Source organism: Streptomyces hiroshimensis (assembly GCF_014650335.1).
Lineage (GTDB): Bacteria > Actinomycetota > Actinomycetes > Streptomycetales > Streptomycetaceae > Streptomyces > Streptomyces hiroshimensis.
The window spans coordinates 88,937-106,011 of sequence record NZ_BMUT01000011.1 but is presented as its reverse complement, the minus strand read 5'-3'; the positions used below and the strand labels follow the sequence as shown (position 1 = coordinate 106,011).

The following is a 17,075-nucleotide window of genomic DNA, read 5'->3' as shown; positions in this document are numbered from 1 at the left end:
GCACCTCCTGTCGTCGTCAGGTTAGCGGCGCACGCGCGGCATCCCCAGGCCGATCCAGGAGATGATCTCCCGCTGGATCTCGTTGTTGCCGCCGCCGAAGGTGAAGATGACGGCGCTGCGGTAGCCGCGCTCCAGTTCGCCGTGGAGGGCGGCGCCGGCGGAGCCGTCCTTGAGGGGGCCCGCCGCGGCGAGGACCTCCATGAGCCAGGCGTAGGCGTCGCGGCGGGCCTCGGAGCCGTAGACCTTGACGGCGGAGGCGTCCTGGGGGGTGAGGGCGGAGCGCTGCAGGGCGTCGACCATCTGCCAGTTGAGCAGCTTCATCGCCTCCAGGCGCAGATGGGTGCGGGCGAGCCGGGCGCGGACCCAGCCGAGGTCGATGACGCGGCGGCCGTCGGCGAGCTTGGTGGCGGCGGCCCAGCGCCGGACGTCGCGCAGGGCGCTGATGGCCGTCGTGCCGTGGGCGGCGAGGGTGACGCGCTCGTGGTTGAGCTGTGTGGTGATCAGCCGCCAGCCCTTGTTCTCCTCGCCGACGCGGTTGCGGACGGGAACGCGGACGTCCTCGTAGTAGCCGGCGGTGGTGCTGTGGGAGGCGAGGGTGTTGATGGTGGTGCAGGAGTAGCCGGGGGCGCTGGTCGGGACGAGGAGGAGGGTGATGCCCTTGTGCGGCGGTGTGCCGTCCGTGACGGGGGTGGTGCGGACGGCCAGCCAGATCCAGTCGGCGGTGTCGCCGTTGGTGGTCCAGATCTTCTGGCCGTTGACGACGTAGGTGTCGCCCTCGCGCACGGCCCGCGTCCTGAGGGAGGCGAGGTCGGTGCCGGCGTCGGGCTCGCTGTAGCCGATGGCGAAGTCGAGCTCGCCGGAGAGGATCCGGGGCAGGAAGTACGCCTTCTGCTCGGCCGTGCCGAACTGCATGAGGGTGGGGCCGACGGTGTTGAGGGCCATCAGCGGCAGCGGTACGCCCGCCTGCGCGGCCTCGTCGAAGAAGATGAACTGCTCCATCGGGGTCCGGCCGCTGCCCCCGTACTCCACGGGCCAGCCGGTCCCGAGGCGGCCGTCCGCGCCGAGGCGGCGGATCGTGGCGCGGTAGAAGCGCTTCTGCTCGGCCGGGTCGTCGTGGCGGGCGTGGGCGCGGCCTGCGACCAGCCCGGCGAAGTAGTCCCGCAGCTCGGCGCGGAAGCGCCGCTGTTCCGGGGTGTATTCGAGGTCCACGGCCCCTCCAGGGTGCTCGCCGTATGCCGCGCGCGCTGACGGCGCACACCGTAGAACCTGTTCCAGAAATTCGGAAGGCGGACGAAAGCAGGGACCTCGCGGGCGTCAGCCCTGCGAGGTCCCTGTCGGATACGGCGGATACGGCGGATACGGCGTGCGGCGAATACGGCGGCGGCGCCGCGGCCGTCAGCGGCCGGCGTGCCGGCGGTGACGGCCCCCGGCCGGCGTGCCCCCTCCGCCGCCGCGGCGGCGGCTGTGCGGCACGGGGCGGGTGTGACCGTGGTGGCCGCCGTGCCGCTCCGCGGCCTCCAGCTCGGCGAGCTCCTCGTCCAGACCGAAGCGCTCCAGCAGCGGGATGCGGTAGAGCCGCGGCAGCAGCCAGGCGTGCCAGACGCCGGTGACGAAGATGATCGCGGACGAGGCGATCAGGACCGAGCCGAGGGTGTCGGTCGGGTAGTGGGCGCCGACGTACCAGCGGGAGAAGGCGACGAGCAGCACGGCGAAGACACCGACGACGGCCACGGTCCGCCGGTGGCGGGACTCCCGGAAGAGGAAGTACGCGGCGATGAAGGCGGCGACGGTGAAGGCGGTGTGACCGCTGGGGAAGCTGTTCGAGCCGATCTCGGGGTCCAGCATGAACTCCCGCGGCGGCCGGGGCCGGGCGACGATGGCCTTCGCGATCTGGGTGCTGTTCCAGCCGATCGCGACGACGAGGAAGGTGGAGACCGCCGTCACCGGCCGGCGCCGCACGAACAGCAGCCAGCCGCTCCAGACCACCAGGATCAGCAGGCCGGCGATCGGGGACGCGAGGGCGCTGACCCCCTCCATGACCACGTTCAGCCACTCGGTGCGGAAAGTGGTCTGGACCGTGCGGTCCAGCTTCAGGTCGTGCGGCTGGATGAGATCGGTGTGCACGGCTACCAGGCCCAGCGCGATCGCGACGGCGAACAGCAGGACCGAGTTGCGCAACCAGTGGCGCACGTACGGCATGGGTGGGGCGTCCTTTGTATGGGTAGGGCGGTACCGGCACGGCAGTACACGCAAAGGCGACGAATGCCTGCCGCAGGGGTGACGACGGCACGGCTGTACGGCAAAGCTACACGCGCCGCATGCGCACCCTTCCGGGACGCCCGCCCGGACGCCCGCCGCGGGCCGCCTCCGCGGGCCTCCCACCACCGCCGGAGCACCCTGTGTGAGGGAGTTGTATCCGACGGTGACCTTCCGGCCGGGCGCGGAGGCGGTGGTACGGGCGGCGATTCAGCCGATCGTGGACGGAGCCGCCCGGGACGGGGCGGCCGGCACCCCTACATCGCCTTGACGCCGCAGCACGGGCAACGGTTCCCCGGACGGGAGAACATGTGCCGTGCCTCACGCCCGCGGACGCCGTTCCCGCTGGCCGGATACCGCTCCCCACCCACAAGTGCCCTTCAACCCCGTACGACTTGACGGTGTCCTGTCCGGTGTCAGCACACACGCCGGAACAGAGGGGCTACCTGCCATGAACGTACGCACCCGCACCGTCCACAGAGCCCTGGCGGGGGCACTGGCCGCCGCCGCGATGGCCGCGGCGGCCCTCACCGCCCCCGCCGCGGCCGAGGCCGCCGACGCCCCGTCCGCCGCCGGCGGCGGCCACGGCCGGCACTCCGCCACCCGCAGCGCCATGGAGGCCCAGGTGGCGGCGGGCATACCCGGCGTCCTGGGGCAGGCCCGGGACGACCACGGCACCTGGCGGGCTTCGGCCGGCGTCGGCGACCGCACCACCCAGCGGCCCCGCCTCCCCCAGGACCGCTTCCGCATCGCCAGCATCAGCAAGGTCTTCACCTCCGTCGTCCTGCTCCAGCTGGAGGCGGAGGGCCGGATCGGCCTGGACGACTCCGTCGAGCGCTGGCTGCCGGGCGTCGTCCGGGGCAACGGCCACGACGGCCGTGAGATCACCGTCCGGCAGCTGCTCAACCACACCAGCGGGATCTACAACTACTCCGAGGACCCGGGCTTCCAGAAGCTGATCGGCCCGGACTTCCTCGAGCACCGCTTCGACACCTACACGCCGGACGCGCTGGTGAAGGTCGCGACGGCGCACGCTCCGTACTTCCGGCCGGGCGGGGGCTGGCACTACTCCAACACCAACTACGTCCTCGCCGGCATGATCACCGAGAAGGTGACGGGGCACTCGTACGCCACCGAGATCAACCGGCGCATCATCCGGCCCCTGGGGCTCACCGCCACCACCCTCCCGGGCACGGCGCCGGAGCTGCCGAACCCGCACGGCCGGGCGTACAGCACGCTCCTGGCCGAGCCCGCTCCCGACCCGAAGATCTACGACGTCACCGAGCTCAACCCGTCGTGGGGCGGGGCCGCCGGCGAGATCATCTCGACCACCGGCGACCTCAACCGCTTCTACGGCGCCCTCATCGGCGGGAAGCTGCTGCCGAAGGCCCAGCAGCGGGAGCTGCTCACCGGGGTGTCCGCAAGCGACCAGATGCCCGGCGTCCGCTACGGCCTCGGGGTCTACACGGCCCCGCTGTCGTGCGGCGTGACCGTCTGGATGCACACCGGCGGCATCCACGGCTCCGCCTCGATCGCCGCCTCGACCCTCGACGGCCGGCACACCGCCGCGTTCAACTTCAACGGCGACTGGACGGGCGACCTCGGCGCGCTGATCGAGGCGGAGTACTGCGGCAAGGCCCCCTCGGGGCCGTCCGCCACCCTCAAGCCGCAGAAGACGATGACGCTGCGCTGACGCACCTGCGCCGGGCGGCAATACGGCCTGCGGCCCGCGGCCGGTGACAGCCGCGGGCCGCAGGTCCGCACGGGAACGCAGATCCGCACGGGAACGCAGATCCGCACGGGAACACAGGTCCGTACGGGAGCGCCGGGGGCTCAGCCCTGGCAGATCCCGCGGGCGTAGTCGAAGGTCGCCGTGGCCTGCGAGTACTTCCACTGCGGGGCCAGCAGCTTCGCGTCGAGCTGCTGTGCGGCCTCCGGGCTCTCCACCATGTACCCGAAGTCCTGCAGCCAGGACGGGTAGAGGTTCTTCGAGCCGATGTAGAAGGCCGAGCCGTCCACGGAGACCAGCTTGTGGTGCTGGGCGTACGGCTTGCCGTCGGCCCACTTGGCGCTGTCCGAGCTGCGGGCAGTGGCCAGCTGCAGGTTGCCGCACATGGCCGTCTTCGCGCCCTGCTGACCGCCGGTGATCGGCGCGAGGCGGTTGCGCAGGGTGTCGCTGATCTCGTTCAGCGACTTGATCTGCGAGTAGCCGCCGCTGCCGACCGCGCCGCGGTTGGCGGGGTCGCTGACGACGATGCGGACCTTCACGCCGGCGGCCAGCTTGGCCGCGAGCGCGTCGTAGAGCCGGATGTCGTAGCGCGGGAGCGGCGGACAGGTGGCATTGAGGTCCTGCTGGGAGATCTCCACGTGGCTGCGGGCACTGGCCACGAGGGCGCGCAGGGCGCTCTCCTCGGGGTTGGCCGTGTCGTAGTCACGGTCGGCGTTGGTGTTGTCGTGCAGGCCGACGACGCACTTGGTGTCGGAGGCCGCCGGCAGGTCCGGCCGGAAGGACGAGGAGGGGTCGGAGTCCTGGATGCCGACGCCCAGGCCGCCGACGGCGATCACGGGGACGTTCCCGGTGGCCGGGGCGGCGGCGGGGTTCGCGTCCTTCTCCATCGTCGGCATGCAGGCGGCGCCGTCGGACGCGGCGAACCAGACGCTCGCGATGTTGCTCTTGTTCCGGCAGGTCCAGGACCACAGCTCGTCCAGGTACCGGCCGGCGGACCCGGCCGCGGGACCGGTCAGGGCGAGGTCGACGTCGGACACCGGGTGGGTGGTGTCGACGTAGTCGCCCTTCCAGCTGTTGATGCCGCCGGTGATCGCCGACTGCCCGTCCACCACCAGGAGCTTGGAGTGGTTCCAGGAGAAGGCGGTCTTCGAGGTCGTCATCGAGGCGACGTTCAGGGTGACGCTGCCGGCGGCCTTGCCGAGCTTCTCGCGCAGATCGTCACGGTACTTCGTGGGCAGCACGTTCATGTGGTAGACCGGCGCGGCCCCGACCAGGACGCGGACCTTCGGCTTGTTGCCGTTCTCCACCGACTTCTTCAGACCCTCGGCTATCGCGTCCTGGAACGCCCCGTCGGGGAAGGGCGCCAGGGTGGATATGTCGACGGTGCGCGTGGCCCTGGAGATGTTCTCGGTCATCTTGGCGAGCAGCCGCTTCGTGCCGGGGCGCTCGGCGCAGGTGGCGTCGCCCCAGCAGCCGGGGGTCTGCAGGAGCCAGTCGGCGGGGTCGCCGGAGGAGGCGTCCAGCGCGTTGCCGGCGGTGCGCTCCCATACGCGCCCTTCGAGGCCGGGCGAGACCTGGCGGAGGGCCTGCTCGACGGCGTCGAGGTGCGGGGTGGCGGAGGAGTCGGCGGACGCCGGGGCCGCGGGGAGGACGGCGAGGGCGAGGGCGGAGACCGCCGCCGAGACTGCGGCGGGACGGTTTAAGCGGCGGAGCCGGTGGCGAGCCAATGTGCTTCCTTGTCCGGGGGTGCGGAGGGTGACCGGGAACGCGCCGTGCGGCGAAAGTGCGCACGGCGATCCGCAGCGCCGGGACCGGCACTGCGGATGATCACCGAGGTGAAGCTACCAGCTGCCCGGAATGAACCGTTCAGGAGCCGCAGCTGCTGCCGCCGCCGCAGCTGGAACCCGAACTGGAGGAGGAGCAGCTGGAGCTGGAGCTGGAGCAGCTCGAATGACCGGAGTGGCCTGAGTGACCCGAATGCCCCGAGTGGCCGGAGGAGCTCGAACAGCTCGACGCACCGGAGCAGCTGTACCCGCCGCTGCTGTAGGAAGACGACGATGACGAGGAGGAATAGGACGAGGAGGAGTAAGAGGACTTCGACTTCCGGGAAGACGGCTTCTTCGCGTTCCCGGAGCGGGAGCGCACGCTGCCCGCACCGGTGCCCGACAGTGCCGCCTGCCTCAGCTGACGCAGGAACGGCCGGTCCGGCTCGGGCCCGCCGGCACCGTGCACGGCGACGACACCCGCGGTGCCTTCGGGGTGCGCACCGGGGGCCCGGGTGCTCCAGGGACCGGTTGTCCGCACCCGGTCGGCGAAGGCCTTGCCGCGCGGCGTGGGCTGCGTCTTCGGCCCGGCCGGCCGGCACCGGACGCGGAGCACGATGCCGCCGATGAGCAGGGCGAGGACGACGACGGGCAGCACGGAGGTCGCGGGCATGCCGAGCAGGGCCACGACGCCGACGCCGGCGAGGACGAGACCGGCCACCTGCACGTCCGCGGCGCGCCGCCACTTCTGCTGCACCACGGGCGACACCAGCATCCCGCGCCGGACGAGGGAGCGTTCGAGACCGTCGACGGCCCCGTCGAACTGCAGCGAGGTGCGGAGCCGGCGCAGCGAGGTGCCCCAGTCGGGGCCGCAGCGGCCCAGCAGGCCGCGCTCCATGGCGTTGTGCGCAACGGCCCGCTCGACCCTGAGCTTGCCGCCGGTGTTCAGGGATATCCGTCCGTCGTCGCACATGGCGGCGATGACGGTGTCCGCCGCCCTGCCGCGGCCGCCCAGCAGGAACGCGACCTCCAGCAGCTCCGGCTCGCCCTGGGCGGGCGGCGGGTCGCCGAGGGCGCGGCGGCGGGCGACGACCAGCCAGGCCGAGGGGACGACGAGGGCAAGGAGGGTCACCAGGGTGGCGACGACGATGCCGGCGATCATAGGACGCTTGCCTTTCGGGTCACGCGCGAGCGCAGGGTGTGCCAGGCCGACGCCAGGCGAGCAGAAAAAGGAGCGGGGAACGGGGTGGGACCGGCGGCCCGTGCGCGCCGGCCGGCCGTCCACGCCGCGAGGCGCTCCCGCCGCCCGGGGTCGGTGAGCATGCCGTCGGCCTGCAGGAGCGCCTCGGCGAAGTCGAGGGCGTCCTGGCGGTAGCCGTCGTTCATCGGACGGCCTCGGGCATGGGCGAGGAACAGGGGCCGGAAGTCCGCCCCGAGGATCTCGGGCAGCTCCGGCGCGATCTTGGCGACGACGTCCGCGCGCTTGCCGAGCAGCGCCTGCTGCTGTGCACGCAGCCGCTGCGGGTCGAAGCCGTGCGGCGGGGGTGCGTCCGCGACGAGCGCGCAGAGCAGGGCGTGCTGGGCGTGCGCGAGGCGCCGCCGGGCGGCGTCAGACACCGTGTGCCACCGCCTGCCGTCGGTCCTGCCGGTCCTGCCGGTCCTGCCGGGAAGAGTGCCGGGCGCCGGCCACCGTCGCTCTGATCGCGTCCAGTTCCGCCGCGAGCTCTTCGGGCGCGGGGAAGGCGTCGTCGCGCTCCAGGAGGACGCCCGGGGGCGTCACGCGGGCGGACAGCTCGGCGAGGACGCCGAGGACGGGGCCGGTCACCGGGTGGGCGTGGGTGTCGTGCCACAGCCCGTCCTGCCGGACGCCTCCGGCCACGTGGACGTAGGCGATGGCTTCGAGCGGCAGTTCGTCCAGGGCGGACGCGGGGTCGTGGCCCAGGTTGACGTGGTTCGTGTGGAGGTTGGCGACGTCGATCAGGAGCCGTACGCCCGTCCTGGCGACCAGCTCGGCGAGGAACTGTCCCTCGGTCAGCTCCTCGCCGGGCCAGGGCAGGAGGGCCGCGATGTTCTCCAGCGCGAGCGGGACGGGCAGCATGTCCTGTGCGATGCGGACGTTCTCGCACAGGACGTCCAGGGCGTCGCGGGTGCGGGGCACCGGCAGCAGGTGCCCGGCCTCGATCCGCGGGGAGCCGGTCAGCGGACCTCCGGACCGGACGAAGGCGATGTGCTCGGAGACGAGCGGCGAGCCGAGGGCTTCGGCACGCTCGGCCAGCGCGGCGAGCCGGGCGAGATCCGGCCGGTCGGCGCCGCCCAGGCCGAGGGAGACCCCGTGGGGTATCACCGTCGTGCCGCGCTCGCGCAGCCGCCGGAGCGGGGCGGGGAGGTGGCCCGGGCAGATGTTCTCCGCGACGACCTCCACCCAGTCGGCGCGGACCGGGCCCGCCGCCACGGCGTCGGCGATCTCCGGCCGCCAGCCGATCCCCGTCCCCAGCGTTTTGAGCGCACCCGGCTCACTCATGGCCCCGCCCCCGTCTTTCCCGTGCTCCCCCGTGGAGCCGAACGCCTGTACCAGCGGGTTTTCCCCGCGGGTCACTGTACAAATCCTTCGCCGGGGAAACTCAGCAGGGGAAATCGCAGCCCCCTGCCGGTGGTACGGCACCCTGAGAAGCTCGTACATCTCTCGTATGACCCGTGCCCTGCGCACCGGACCTCAGATGTACGGGACGCCGCCTCCTGGTCGGATTACTCCCGGTGGTCCAAGGCCATAGCTTTTTGATCATCAGCAGGGCGCCCCCTGCCCTCCTGAGCGATCCTGAAGTGAGGCTGAACCATGTACGGCAAGGCATTCGCCCCCGAGTACCGGGGCTCCCTGGAAGACCTCTCTGTGAACGCCTCGCTCGAGGAAGTGCTGGCCAAGGCCGTCGAGCAGCGGCAGCGGGCCGAACTGGACGGCTCCGCCCTCGAAATGGCGCACGCCGAGCTGGCCGTCGCGGAGGCGAGCCGGCGCCTCGGCCGGGTGGCGGACGCCGAGCGCGCGTGGAAGGCGAGCTACCGGGCCGCGCGGCAGGCGGCGGACCTGGGGGCGATGGCGTGGGCCGTGTGGAGCGGCGGCACCCTCGCCCGGCAGCGCGGAGCCCTGGCCCTGGCCCGGCGGTGGCTCGCCATCGCCGCCGGACTCGCCGAACGGGGCGACGACATCGTGGCCCGCGGCTACTCCCTGGCGGGCCTCGCCGAGACCGGCCGCATCCAGGGCGACTACCAGGCCGTCGGCGAACTGCACGAGAAGCTGCTGGCGGAGGCGCGGCGCCGCGGCGAGGCCCGGCACACCGTGTGGGCGCTGGAGGGCATCGCGCAGATGCACCGCAACTCCGGCTCCTACGACACCGCGCTGGCCATGTTCGAGGAGGCTGCGGAGATATCGGGCCGGGCCGACGACGCCCGCGGCCACGCGTGGGCGCTGCGCGGGATCGCCGACGTGCTGTCCCTTCGGGGCGAGACCGAGCGGGCGCTCGCGCTGCTGTCGGAGGCGGAGGAGACGTGCCGGCGGATGAAGCTCGTCAGCGCCCTGGCCTACAACCACAAGATGCGCGGCAACGTGCTGTTCCGCGCAGGCCGTTACGCGGAGGCCGAGGAGTGCTACCGCGGCGCGCTGGAGGAGTTCCGGGAGATGGCGGAGCCGCGGGGTGCGGCCCTGGCCCGGCTGGGGCTGGTCAAGAGCCGGGCCCGGCTGGGGCACGACCGCGCCGGGACCGCCGCCGAACTGGAGGACCTGCACCGTACGCTCGGCCGGATCGGCCTGCTCCACGCCCGGCGGATGGTCGAGGAGGCGCGCGCCGAACTGGGGATGCCGACGGACCCGACGGACCCGGCGGAGCCGGCGGCGGCCACGGCGGCCCGCCCGGCCGCCTGACAGCACGTCCTTCCGCGGCAGCCCACGACAGGAAAGAGAAGCACATGCCCGCTCAGGCCGGCCCCATGCCCCCGCAGACCGTACTCCGGACACCCGCGCCCCGGTCGCTCGCCCGCGCGCGGGAGCTGGCCGAGCCCGCGCTCAGAGCCGCCGTGGCGGGGCTGCACCCGCTGCCGGCGCGCATGGCGGCCTTCTCCTTCGGCTGGTGCGAGGCCGACGGCACGCCGAGCGCCTCCCCCGGCGGCAAGGGCGTCCGCCAGGCGTTCGCCCTGCTCGGCGCGGAGGCGGTGGGTGCTCCTCCCGGGGCCGCGGTGCAGGCGGCGGTGGCGGTGGAGCTGGTGCACACGTTCTCGCTGGTGCACGACGACATCATGGACGGCGACGAGCGGCGGCGGCACCGGGACGCGGCGTGGAAGGCGTTCGGCACGGGACCGGCCGTCCTGACGGGCGACGCCCTGTTCGCGCTCGCCGTGCAGACGGTGGCGGGGTCCGGGGGCGAGCACGCGGGCCGTGCGGTGGCGCATCTGGCCGACTGCCTGGGCGAGCTGGTGCGCGGGCAGGCCGACGACCTGCTGTTCGAGAACCGCCCGTGGACGGGGCAGGGGGCGGTCGGCGTACCGGAGTACGAGGCGATGGCGGCCCGCAAGACCGGTGCCCTGCTCGGCTGCGCCCTGTCCCTGGGACCGGTGCTCGCGGGCGCCCCGCCCCTGCAGACGGGTGCCCTGGCCGAGGCCGGGCGGCGGCTCGGCACGGCCTTCCAGATCGTGGACGACCTGCTGGGGATCTGGGGCGACCCGCGGACGACGGGCAAGCCCGTCCACAGCGACCTGCTGCGGCGGAAGAAGACCCTGCCGGTGCTGGCGGCCGTCGCCCTGGACGGCGGGGCGACCGGCCGCGAGCTGGCCCGGCTGCTGGGCCCGGGCGCGCCACCGGACGCCGGGGCCGCACGCCGCGCGGCCGGCCTGGTCGAGGCGGCCGGCGGCCGGGAGTTCGCCCTGGAGGAGGCCCACCGCCATGCGGAGGCCGCGCAGGACTGCCTGCGCGGCGGCGGACTCGCGGAGGGCGCCGCAGCCGAACTCGCCGCGCTCTCCGCGTATCTGCTGGAGCGGCAGCTGTAACCCGTCTGCCGCCCTCTCCCCCTCCCTGGGGCTACTTCGCTGCGGGCTGCTGCGCCGCCGGTGCCGGCAGCGGCGCGCGCTCGCAGGTGACGTCACGTGCGGGCAGTTCTCCGGAGAGGAGGTACTTGTCCACGATGCCGTCGGCGCAGGCGCTGCCGCCCAGGTAGACGCCGTGGTCGCCGCCGGTGTCCGTGACCAGGCGCGAGCCGCGCAGGGCCCGGTGGGCGCGCTGTGCGCCCTCGTAGTACGTGGCCGGGTCGTGCAGGGAGTTGAGCATCAGGACGGGCGGCAGGCCCTTGCCGGTGACCTCGACGCGCGGTGCCGGGGAGGCGGGCCACGCCGCGCACGCGGTGGCGAAGGCGAGTTCCCGGGCGCCCATCAGGGGGTACTTGGCGGTGTCCTCGGCGCTGCGCCGGATCCACGTGCCGGTGTCGCGGGTCCACGGGGTGTCGGCGCAGGTCACGGAGAGGAACTCGGCGAAGAAGTTGGTGCTGAGGTAGGAGCCGAAGAGCGTGCCGACGAGCTGCTGCTCGGCGGGGGCCGCCGTGTCCCAGTGCTCCAGCGCGGCGAGCGCCTTCGCGAGAGCCGGGAAGCCCTCCTGGGAGTTGTAGATCGCCTGGATGGTGCCGCTGTCGAAGCGGTTGGGGTCGAGCGTCTTGCCCTTGCCCTCGCCCAGGCTGAGCGGGCGGTCGTGCAGCGCGCTGCGGCGCCGCTCCCACGTGGCCTTCGCCTCGGCGGCGGTGCGGCCGTAGTGGTAGGTGGCGTCGTTCTTCGCGAGCCAGGGCAGGAAGTCCTGCTCGAAGCGGCGCTGGAAGCTCTTGGGCTGGCCCCTCTCGAAGGCCTCCCAGGTGCCGTCGAAGGCTATGTTGCTGTCCAGGACGGCGCGTTCGACGCGCTGCGGGAAGAGGGTGGCGTAGTACGCGCCGATCATCGTCGCGTAGGAGGCCCCGTAGTAGGAGATCTTCCGCTCGCCGAGCAGGGAGCGGAAGAGGTCCATGTCGCGCACGGTCTGCTCGGTGGTGATGTACGGGAGGAGGTCCCCGTGCTTCTCGCGGCAGGAATCGGCGAGCTTGCGGGAGTTGTCCACGACGCGCCGGACGGCCTCGGGCGAGCGGTCGCGGAAGTCGCCCGCGAAGAAGGCGTCGAGCTCTTCCTGGGCCTGGCACTCCAGCGGCGTGCTCTTGCCGACGCCGCGCTGGTCGAAGCCGACGATGTCGTGGACGGCACCGATGGCGGGCGCCTTCCGGGCGACGCCCGCGGGCCGCAGCAGCCCCTTGCCGCCGGGGCCGCCCGCGGCCATCATCAGCACCCCGCGCCGGTGGGCGGGGTCGCTCGCCCGTACGCGGGAGACGGCGATCGTGAGGTCCTTGCCGGCGTCCGGGGCGTGCCAGTCGCGCGGGACGGTCATGTCCGCGCACTCCATGGTGGCCAGTTCGGGACAGGGCTGCCAGGCCAGCTTCTGCGAGGTGTACCGCTCGGGCACGCTCACTCCCGCGGCCGTTCGCGGCTGCGCGGCCGCCGCTGCCGCCGGGAGCACTGCGGCCGCGACGGCCGCGGCAAGTGCGGCCGACACGGCGGAGACCGCGGAGACGGTCCGCCGTGATTTCCTGAACTCGAACATCGAACCTCCTGGTGCGTGGTGACGGTTCGATGTTCGCGGGCGGAGCGGACGTGATCGACCCCGCTGGTATCCGTTCCGGGGGTGGCACTGGCACCACCCCCAGGGGGCCGTCAGGGCTTCTTCATGAACCGTCAGGGCTTCTTCATGAAGGTGACCTCGGGGTAGGCCGCGGACGGCCGGTCCAGGAGCGGGCTCGGGACGCCGCGCAGGTGCCGGTCGACGAACGCGTTCACGTACGCACGGGTGAGCGCGGTCGAGCGGGTGCCGTGCAGGCTGCCGTAGGCGCCGGCGACCTGGTCCGGCGGGAGCTGGTCGCGCAGTGCGAACCGGTCCGCGATCCAGGGGACGTCCGTGAACGTCATATGGCCGCCTTCGGGCACGTCGAGCCAGCGCTTCCAGCCCGTCAGCAGTTGCCAGTTCTTGTTCCAGTTCTCCATGTGCCCGGCCCGCTGCGCGCCGAAGAGCAGCACGGGCTTGTTGACCGCGCCGGCGGGCGGGTCGACGGGGAAGTCGCCGTCGAGGTTGACGGCGGCGTCCACGCGCTTGTCGCCGCGCAGGGCCTCGACCGCGCTCGCGCCTCCGACGGAGTGTCCGACCACGGCGATCCGGTCGCGGTCGACTGCGAGCGGGCTGCCGGGAGCGGTCAGCCGGTCGAGGAGGAAGGAGAAGTCCTTCGCCCGGTTCCGTACGACTGCGGCCATGTCCGGCTTCGCGCAGATCTCGCAGGTCTCGATGCGCCCGCCGGGGAATTCCACGGGGGCCTCGTAGGTGTGGTCGACCGCGGCCACCGCGTATCCGCGCGACGCGAGGTCCTCGCCGAGCGCGGTGAGCGTCAGCCGGCTCATGCCGAAGCCCGGCGAGAGGACGACCAGCGGCCGGGGCTTGCGGGCCGGGGCGGCGCCCAGGGTGGAGTTGGTGCGGATACCGGCGAGATCCTCCTTGCCGATGACCTGCTTGGACAGCTCCTTCGACACGAAGGGGGCGTTCCGGTCGCCTTGGTGCCGCGCCGGGTACCAGAGCGAGACCATGAGCTGCCGTTTGCCGGCGGCGGGCTTCCAGGGGTCGGGGCGCGAGGTGTCGACGAGGTGCAGGGTCCTCGTCCCGACCGGTTGCTTGCCCGTGGGGGCCGGGACCTGGGGCGGGACCTCGGCCGGGGCGCCGGCCGACGGCGTCTCGGGGACCCGTCCCGCCGCCGCGGCCACGGCCGGCATCTGGGGCGCGGCGAAGGCCATCAGGAGCGCGGCGGCCACGAAGGACCTCCGCGACGTCTTACGCGATTTCCACAACATGATCATCACGTTATACGGCCGTGATACTCCTGCCGTCACCCTCGGGTCGGAGATGATCAACTTCGTACGGCAATGTCCTCCGGCACTTCGCGAGGGGTGCCGGCACCGCGCCGGCGGTCCATCTCGCGCCACTCCGGGCGCAGTCCGGCCAGGTTGGTGGTGAGGAAGTACACCGCCCCGCTCGCCAGGAGGACGGGCACCAGGCCGGCGGACGTGACGGCGAGTCCGGCAAGCAGACCGCCGAGGGGAATGCCCGCCCAGGCCAGGGAGTCGCCCAGCGCCCGCACCCGGCCCAGCAGGGCGCGCGGCACCCGCTCGAAGGACACGGCGCCGAGGATGGGGTTGAGGAACCCGCCGCCGAAACCGCCGACCGCGAACACCACGAGCACCGCCCACAGCGGCGCATCGCAGGCGAGCACGACGAATTTCGGCGCCCCCACGAGCAGGAAGCCCGCGAAGAACACGGGGCGGCGGCGCAGCCGGTGGGCGAGCGCGGCGGCCACGACGCTGCCGCAGACGGATGCGATCCCCGCCGCGCTGCTGGTGAGGCCGATGGCCGCGGGTCCGCCGCCGGAGTCCTCGGCCCACACGGGGACGAGGACGGTCATGAAGCCCGCCTCGAGGAGGTTGGTGATGCCGACCGTGACGATGATCGTGAGCAGCAGGGGCTCGCCGCGCAGGAAGGTGAAGCCTTCGCCGAAGCGGCGCCAGTAGCCTGCCGGTTCGCCCGTCCCGACGTCCGGGGGCGCGTCGCCGGACGGCGCCGCGAGGCCCATGCCGCGCGGGAGCGCGAGCGCGATCACGAGCGACCCCAGGGCGAAGCAGACGGCGTTGACGACCAGGCCGGCCATGGGGCCGAGCAGCGCCACCAGCGCGCCGCCGGCCGCCGGGCCGACCGTGGAGGCGAGGCGCTCGGTGACGCCGGAGAGGCCGGTGGCCCGCTCCAGGGGGACCCGGCTGCGCTCCGCCGCCTCCGGCACCATGATCTCCTTGGCCAGGTCGCCGGGCCCGCGCACGGCGCCGATCGACGCGACGAGGCCGAGCAGCAGCCAGAACGGCAGCAGGTCCAGGGCGTGGAGCAGGGGGATCAGCGCGGCAGCGGCGGCACTGAGGGTGTCGGCCGTCCAGGAGACGACGCGCGGTCCGACGCGGTCCACCAGGGGGCCGGTGAACATCTTGACCAGGACGTACGGAGTCATCTCGCAGAAGGCGACGAGTCCGGTCTGCGTGGCGCTGCCTGTGGTGACGAGCACGAACCACGGCAGGGCGACCGCCGAGACGCGGGTGCCCGTCAGGGAGACGGCCGTCGCCGCGAGGACTCCGGCGAGCGGACGGATGCTGCGGCCTGCGGAGGAAGCGCCTGGAGCTCCGTCCGGGCGACGGGGGTGCGGCGGGCGGCCGGATATCCGGCCGCGCTGCGGCGCCGGCGGGGTCATGACCTTTCCCGCCCGTCGGCACCGGCTCCCGCACCGGCTCCCGCGCCGCTCTCCGTACGGCCCTCCGCATGGCCCTCCGCGACGGCAGGGTCGGGCAGGAGGTGCAGGGTGAGCGCGACGTGCTCGCTGTCCGCGGGGGCGTCCGCGCCGGGCGCGTGCTGCCGGTAGCGTTCGATGACCGCACGGAGCTCCCCGGACAGCTCCGCGGCTTCCTGCGGGGTGAGCCGCAGATTCCAGTCGCTCATGTTGAAGGCGTCCCGCCAGGGCTTCGGCAGGGCCGGGTACGCGGCGACGGCCAGCTGGGCGCGGAGGGTGTGGGCGGCCACGATGCCCTGGACATAGCCGAGCATGGCCTCCGGCTCCTGCTCGGCGAGCTCGTCGTCGTCGATCACGGTGGCCTCGTGGACGGCACGCCACCAGCGTTCGCGGGCGTTGCCCAGCGAAGCGTCCTCCTCGACGAAGCCCGCGGCGGCGAGCTGCCGGAGGTGGTAACTGGTCGCCCCGGAGGCCAGGCCGAGGCGCTCGGCGAGCCGGGTGGCCGTCGAGGGGCCGTACAGCCGCAGCAGCCCCACGAGTTGCACGCGTACGGGGTGGGCCAGGGCACGCAGGCCCTTGGCGTCGAGAACGACATGGGTCATTCCCCGCACTCTAGACTGCCAAGGTTTCTTTGCAAAGAAACCTTGGCAGTCTGAGGCCGGGTCTAGGCGTAGGTGCCGAGGGCGATGTCCGCGAAGTTGCGCAGGGATTCCGTGCCGGGGGCGAAGTAGCCGGTGTGGCCGTGGGCGCCGCGGGTGGGGACGACGCGGGCGCCGAACCCCGGGGAGGTGGGGTCGGTGCCGTGGCCGAGGCCGAAGAGGTCGACGTTGGGCACGTTGCCTATCCAGTCCGAGGAGTTGCGCGCGGCGGCCCAGACGCGGGCGCCGGTGTGCAGCCCGGCCACGGAGTCGGCCCGCATGCCGGGGCTGCCGAGCGCCACGAGATCGGCGGCCTCGGTGCGGTCGACGGAGGGCGCGGCCAGGCCGCAGACCACCGAGCCGTAGCTGTGGCAGAAGACGGCGGGCGGCGGCGCGGCGGGAGAGGCGGCGGCCGCCGCGAGCCCGGCGAGCAGGCGTTCCAGGCGCACGGCCCCGGCCTGCGCGAGCCGGCCGGTGGCGGCGTCCACGCCGAGGCCCACGGGCGTGGTGTAGCCGGCCCAGGCGATGACCGCGGTGGGGGTGCCGGGCGCCCTGTGCTCCATCTCGGCCCGCAGGGAGGCGGCCATCCCGGCGGGGGTGCCGTAGCGGTCGTTCGTCCGGTCGAAGGTGCGGAGGTCGATGTCCGAGCCGGGCACGATGACGGCGGTGTGCCGGGCCGTCGCCAGATCGCCGTACACCTCGGCGACCTGGCCGCGGCCGCGCGGGTCGAAGGCCAGGATCCGGCGGCCCGGCGCGAGCAGCCGCTCGCAGCGGTCGGCCCGCTCCCGTGCCTCTGCCCGCACGGAGCGGGGCAGGCCGGAGTCCGCGGCCGCGGCCTGCGCCTTCTCCCGCTCGGCGGCTATCGCGCGGGCGTTGGCCTCGTACCGCAGGGTCACGGGTGCGCCGTCGAGGTTGCCGACGACCAGAGCGTGACGGGCCGCCAGGTCCTTGCGCTGCGCCTCGGTGAGCCCGGCGAAGAACGCGGCGACCGTACGCGGGGCCGCCGTCGCGGGGTCCGGCAGCTCGCGGTGGAGCGAGTGGTCCGCTCGCCACGCCTCGGCGCCGGCGGGCGGGCCGGTGACCACGGCCTGCTCGTTGCCGACGGCCCAGCCCGCCGTGCCGGCCACCACCGTGGTGGCCAGAGCTGCGGCGACCAGCGTGCGCTTGAAGCGGCCCATGAATGTCTCTCCCTCGTCCCGTGGCGTGACGGAGGGAAAGCTAGGAAGAGGGTGCCCGGAGCTGCGTCACCCCACGGAGCCAACCGTGGAGTGATACC

General features: G+C 73.4%; 12 protein-coding genes and 1 pseudogene. 3 read left to right on the top strand and 10 right to left on the bottom strand.

From position 1 onward, the window contains the following. Positions 1-21 precede the first annotated feature (21 nt). Both IE241_RS24130 and IE241_RS24125 read right to left on the bottom strand, forming a co-directional pair. On the bottom strand, positions 22-1,209 hold the full coding sequence (locus IE241_RS24130; RefSeq protein ID WP_190023918.1) for an acyl-CoA dehydrogenase family protein: 1,188 nt from the start codon (positions 1,207-1,209) through the stop codon (positions 22-24). A 186-nt stretch (positions 1,210-1,395) separates the two neighbouring features. After that, positions 1,396-2,199, bottom strand: coding sequence for a phosphatase PAP2 family protein (locus IE241_RS24125; RefSeq protein ID WP_190023917.1), 804 nt, complete (start codon positions 2,197-2,199; stop codon positions 1,396-1,398). 508 nt (positions 2,200-2,707) lie between these two features. Between IE241_RS24125 and IE241_RS24120 the strand changes: the two genes are divergently transcribed. Further along, positions 2,708-3,949 (top strand): serine hydrolase domain-containing protein, encoded by a 1,242-nt coding sequence (locus tag IE241_RS24120; RefSeq protein ID WP_190023916.1) that lies wholly within the window; start codon positions 2,708-2,710, stop codon positions 3,947-3,949. Between the two features lie 140 nt (positions 3,950-4,089). Here IE241_RS24120 and IE241_RS24115 read toward each other — a convergent pair whose 3' ends face one another. The 3 genes and pseudogenes from IE241_RS24115 to IE241_RS24105 form a co-directional block, all read right to left on the bottom strand. Then, the gene (locus IE241_RS24115; protein WP_190023915.1) at positions 4,090-5,712 is read right to left on the bottom strand and encodes a phospholipase D-like domain-containing protein; all 1,623 of its coding nucleotides are present in this window, start codon (positions 5,710-5,712) and stop codon (positions 4,090-4,092) included. Positions 5,713-5,851: 139 nt separating this feature from the next. Beyond that, positions 5,852-6,910, bottom strand: coding sequence for a TIGR04222 domain-containing membrane protein (locus IE241_RS24110; protein ID WP_190023914.1), 1,059 nt, complete (start codon positions 6,908-6,910; stop codon positions 5,852-5,854). Further along, positions 6,907-8,269: pseudogene (locus IE241_RS24105) on the bottom strand (MbnB/TglH/ChrH family RiPP precursor modification enzyme). The gene IE241_RS24110 and the pseudogene IE241_RS24105 overlap by 4 nt, the downstream one beginning before the upstream one ends. 312 nt (positions 8,270-8,581) lie before the next feature. Between IE241_RS24105 and IE241_RS24100 the strand changes: the two are divergent. Next, entirely contained in the window at positions 8,582-9,661 is a 1,080-nt protein-coding gene (locus tag IE241_RS24100) for a tetratricopeptide repeat protein (protein WP_190023913.1), read from the top strand. A gap of 44 nt (positions 9,662-9,705) precedes the next feature. Then, on the top strand, positions 9,706-10,779 hold the full coding sequence (locus tag IE241_RS24095) for a polyprenyl synthetase family protein (protein WP_229899725.1): 1,074 nt from the start codon (positions 9,706-9,708) through the stop codon (positions 10,777-10,779). Positions 10,780-10,810: 31 nt separating this feature from the next. On the opposite strand, the gene IE241_RS24090 is transcribed toward IE241_RS24095, so the two are convergent. From IE241_RS24090 to IE241_RS24070, 5 genes are all read right to left on the bottom strand, one after another. After that, the gene (locus IE241_RS24090; protein WP_190023912.1) at positions 10,811-12,400 is read right to left on the bottom strand and encodes an alpha/beta hydrolase; all 1,590 of its coding nucleotides are present in this window, start codon (positions 12,398-12,400) and stop codon (positions 10,811-10,813) included. Between the two features lie 131 nt (positions 12,401-12,531). Continuing rightward, entirely contained in the window at positions 12,532-13,689 is a 1,158-nt protein-coding gene (locus tag IE241_RS24085; RefSeq protein ID WP_190023911.1) for an alpha/beta hydrolase family protein, read from the bottom strand. A gap of 56 nt (positions 13,690-13,745) precedes the next feature. Then, on the bottom strand, positions 13,746-15,125 hold the full coding sequence (locus IE241_RS24080) for an MFS transporter (RefSeq protein WP_190023910.1): 1,380 nt from the start codon (positions 15,123-15,125) through the stop codon (positions 13,746-13,748). Continuing rightward, entirely contained in the window at positions 15,122-15,763 is a 642-nt protein-coding gene (locus tag IE241_RS24075; protein WP_190023909.1) for an ArsR/SmtB family transcription factor, read from the bottom strand. The genes IE241_RS24080 and IE241_RS24075 overlap by 4 nt, the downstream gene beginning before the upstream one ends. A 62-nt stretch (positions 15,764-15,825) precedes the next feature. Then, positions 15,826-16,977, bottom strand: a complete 1,152-nt coding sequence (locus tag IE241_RS24070) for an alpha/beta hydrolase (protein WP_190023908.1) — start codon at positions 16,975-16,977, stop codon at positions 15,826-15,828. Between the last annotated feature and the right edge of the window lie 98 nt (positions 16,978-17,075).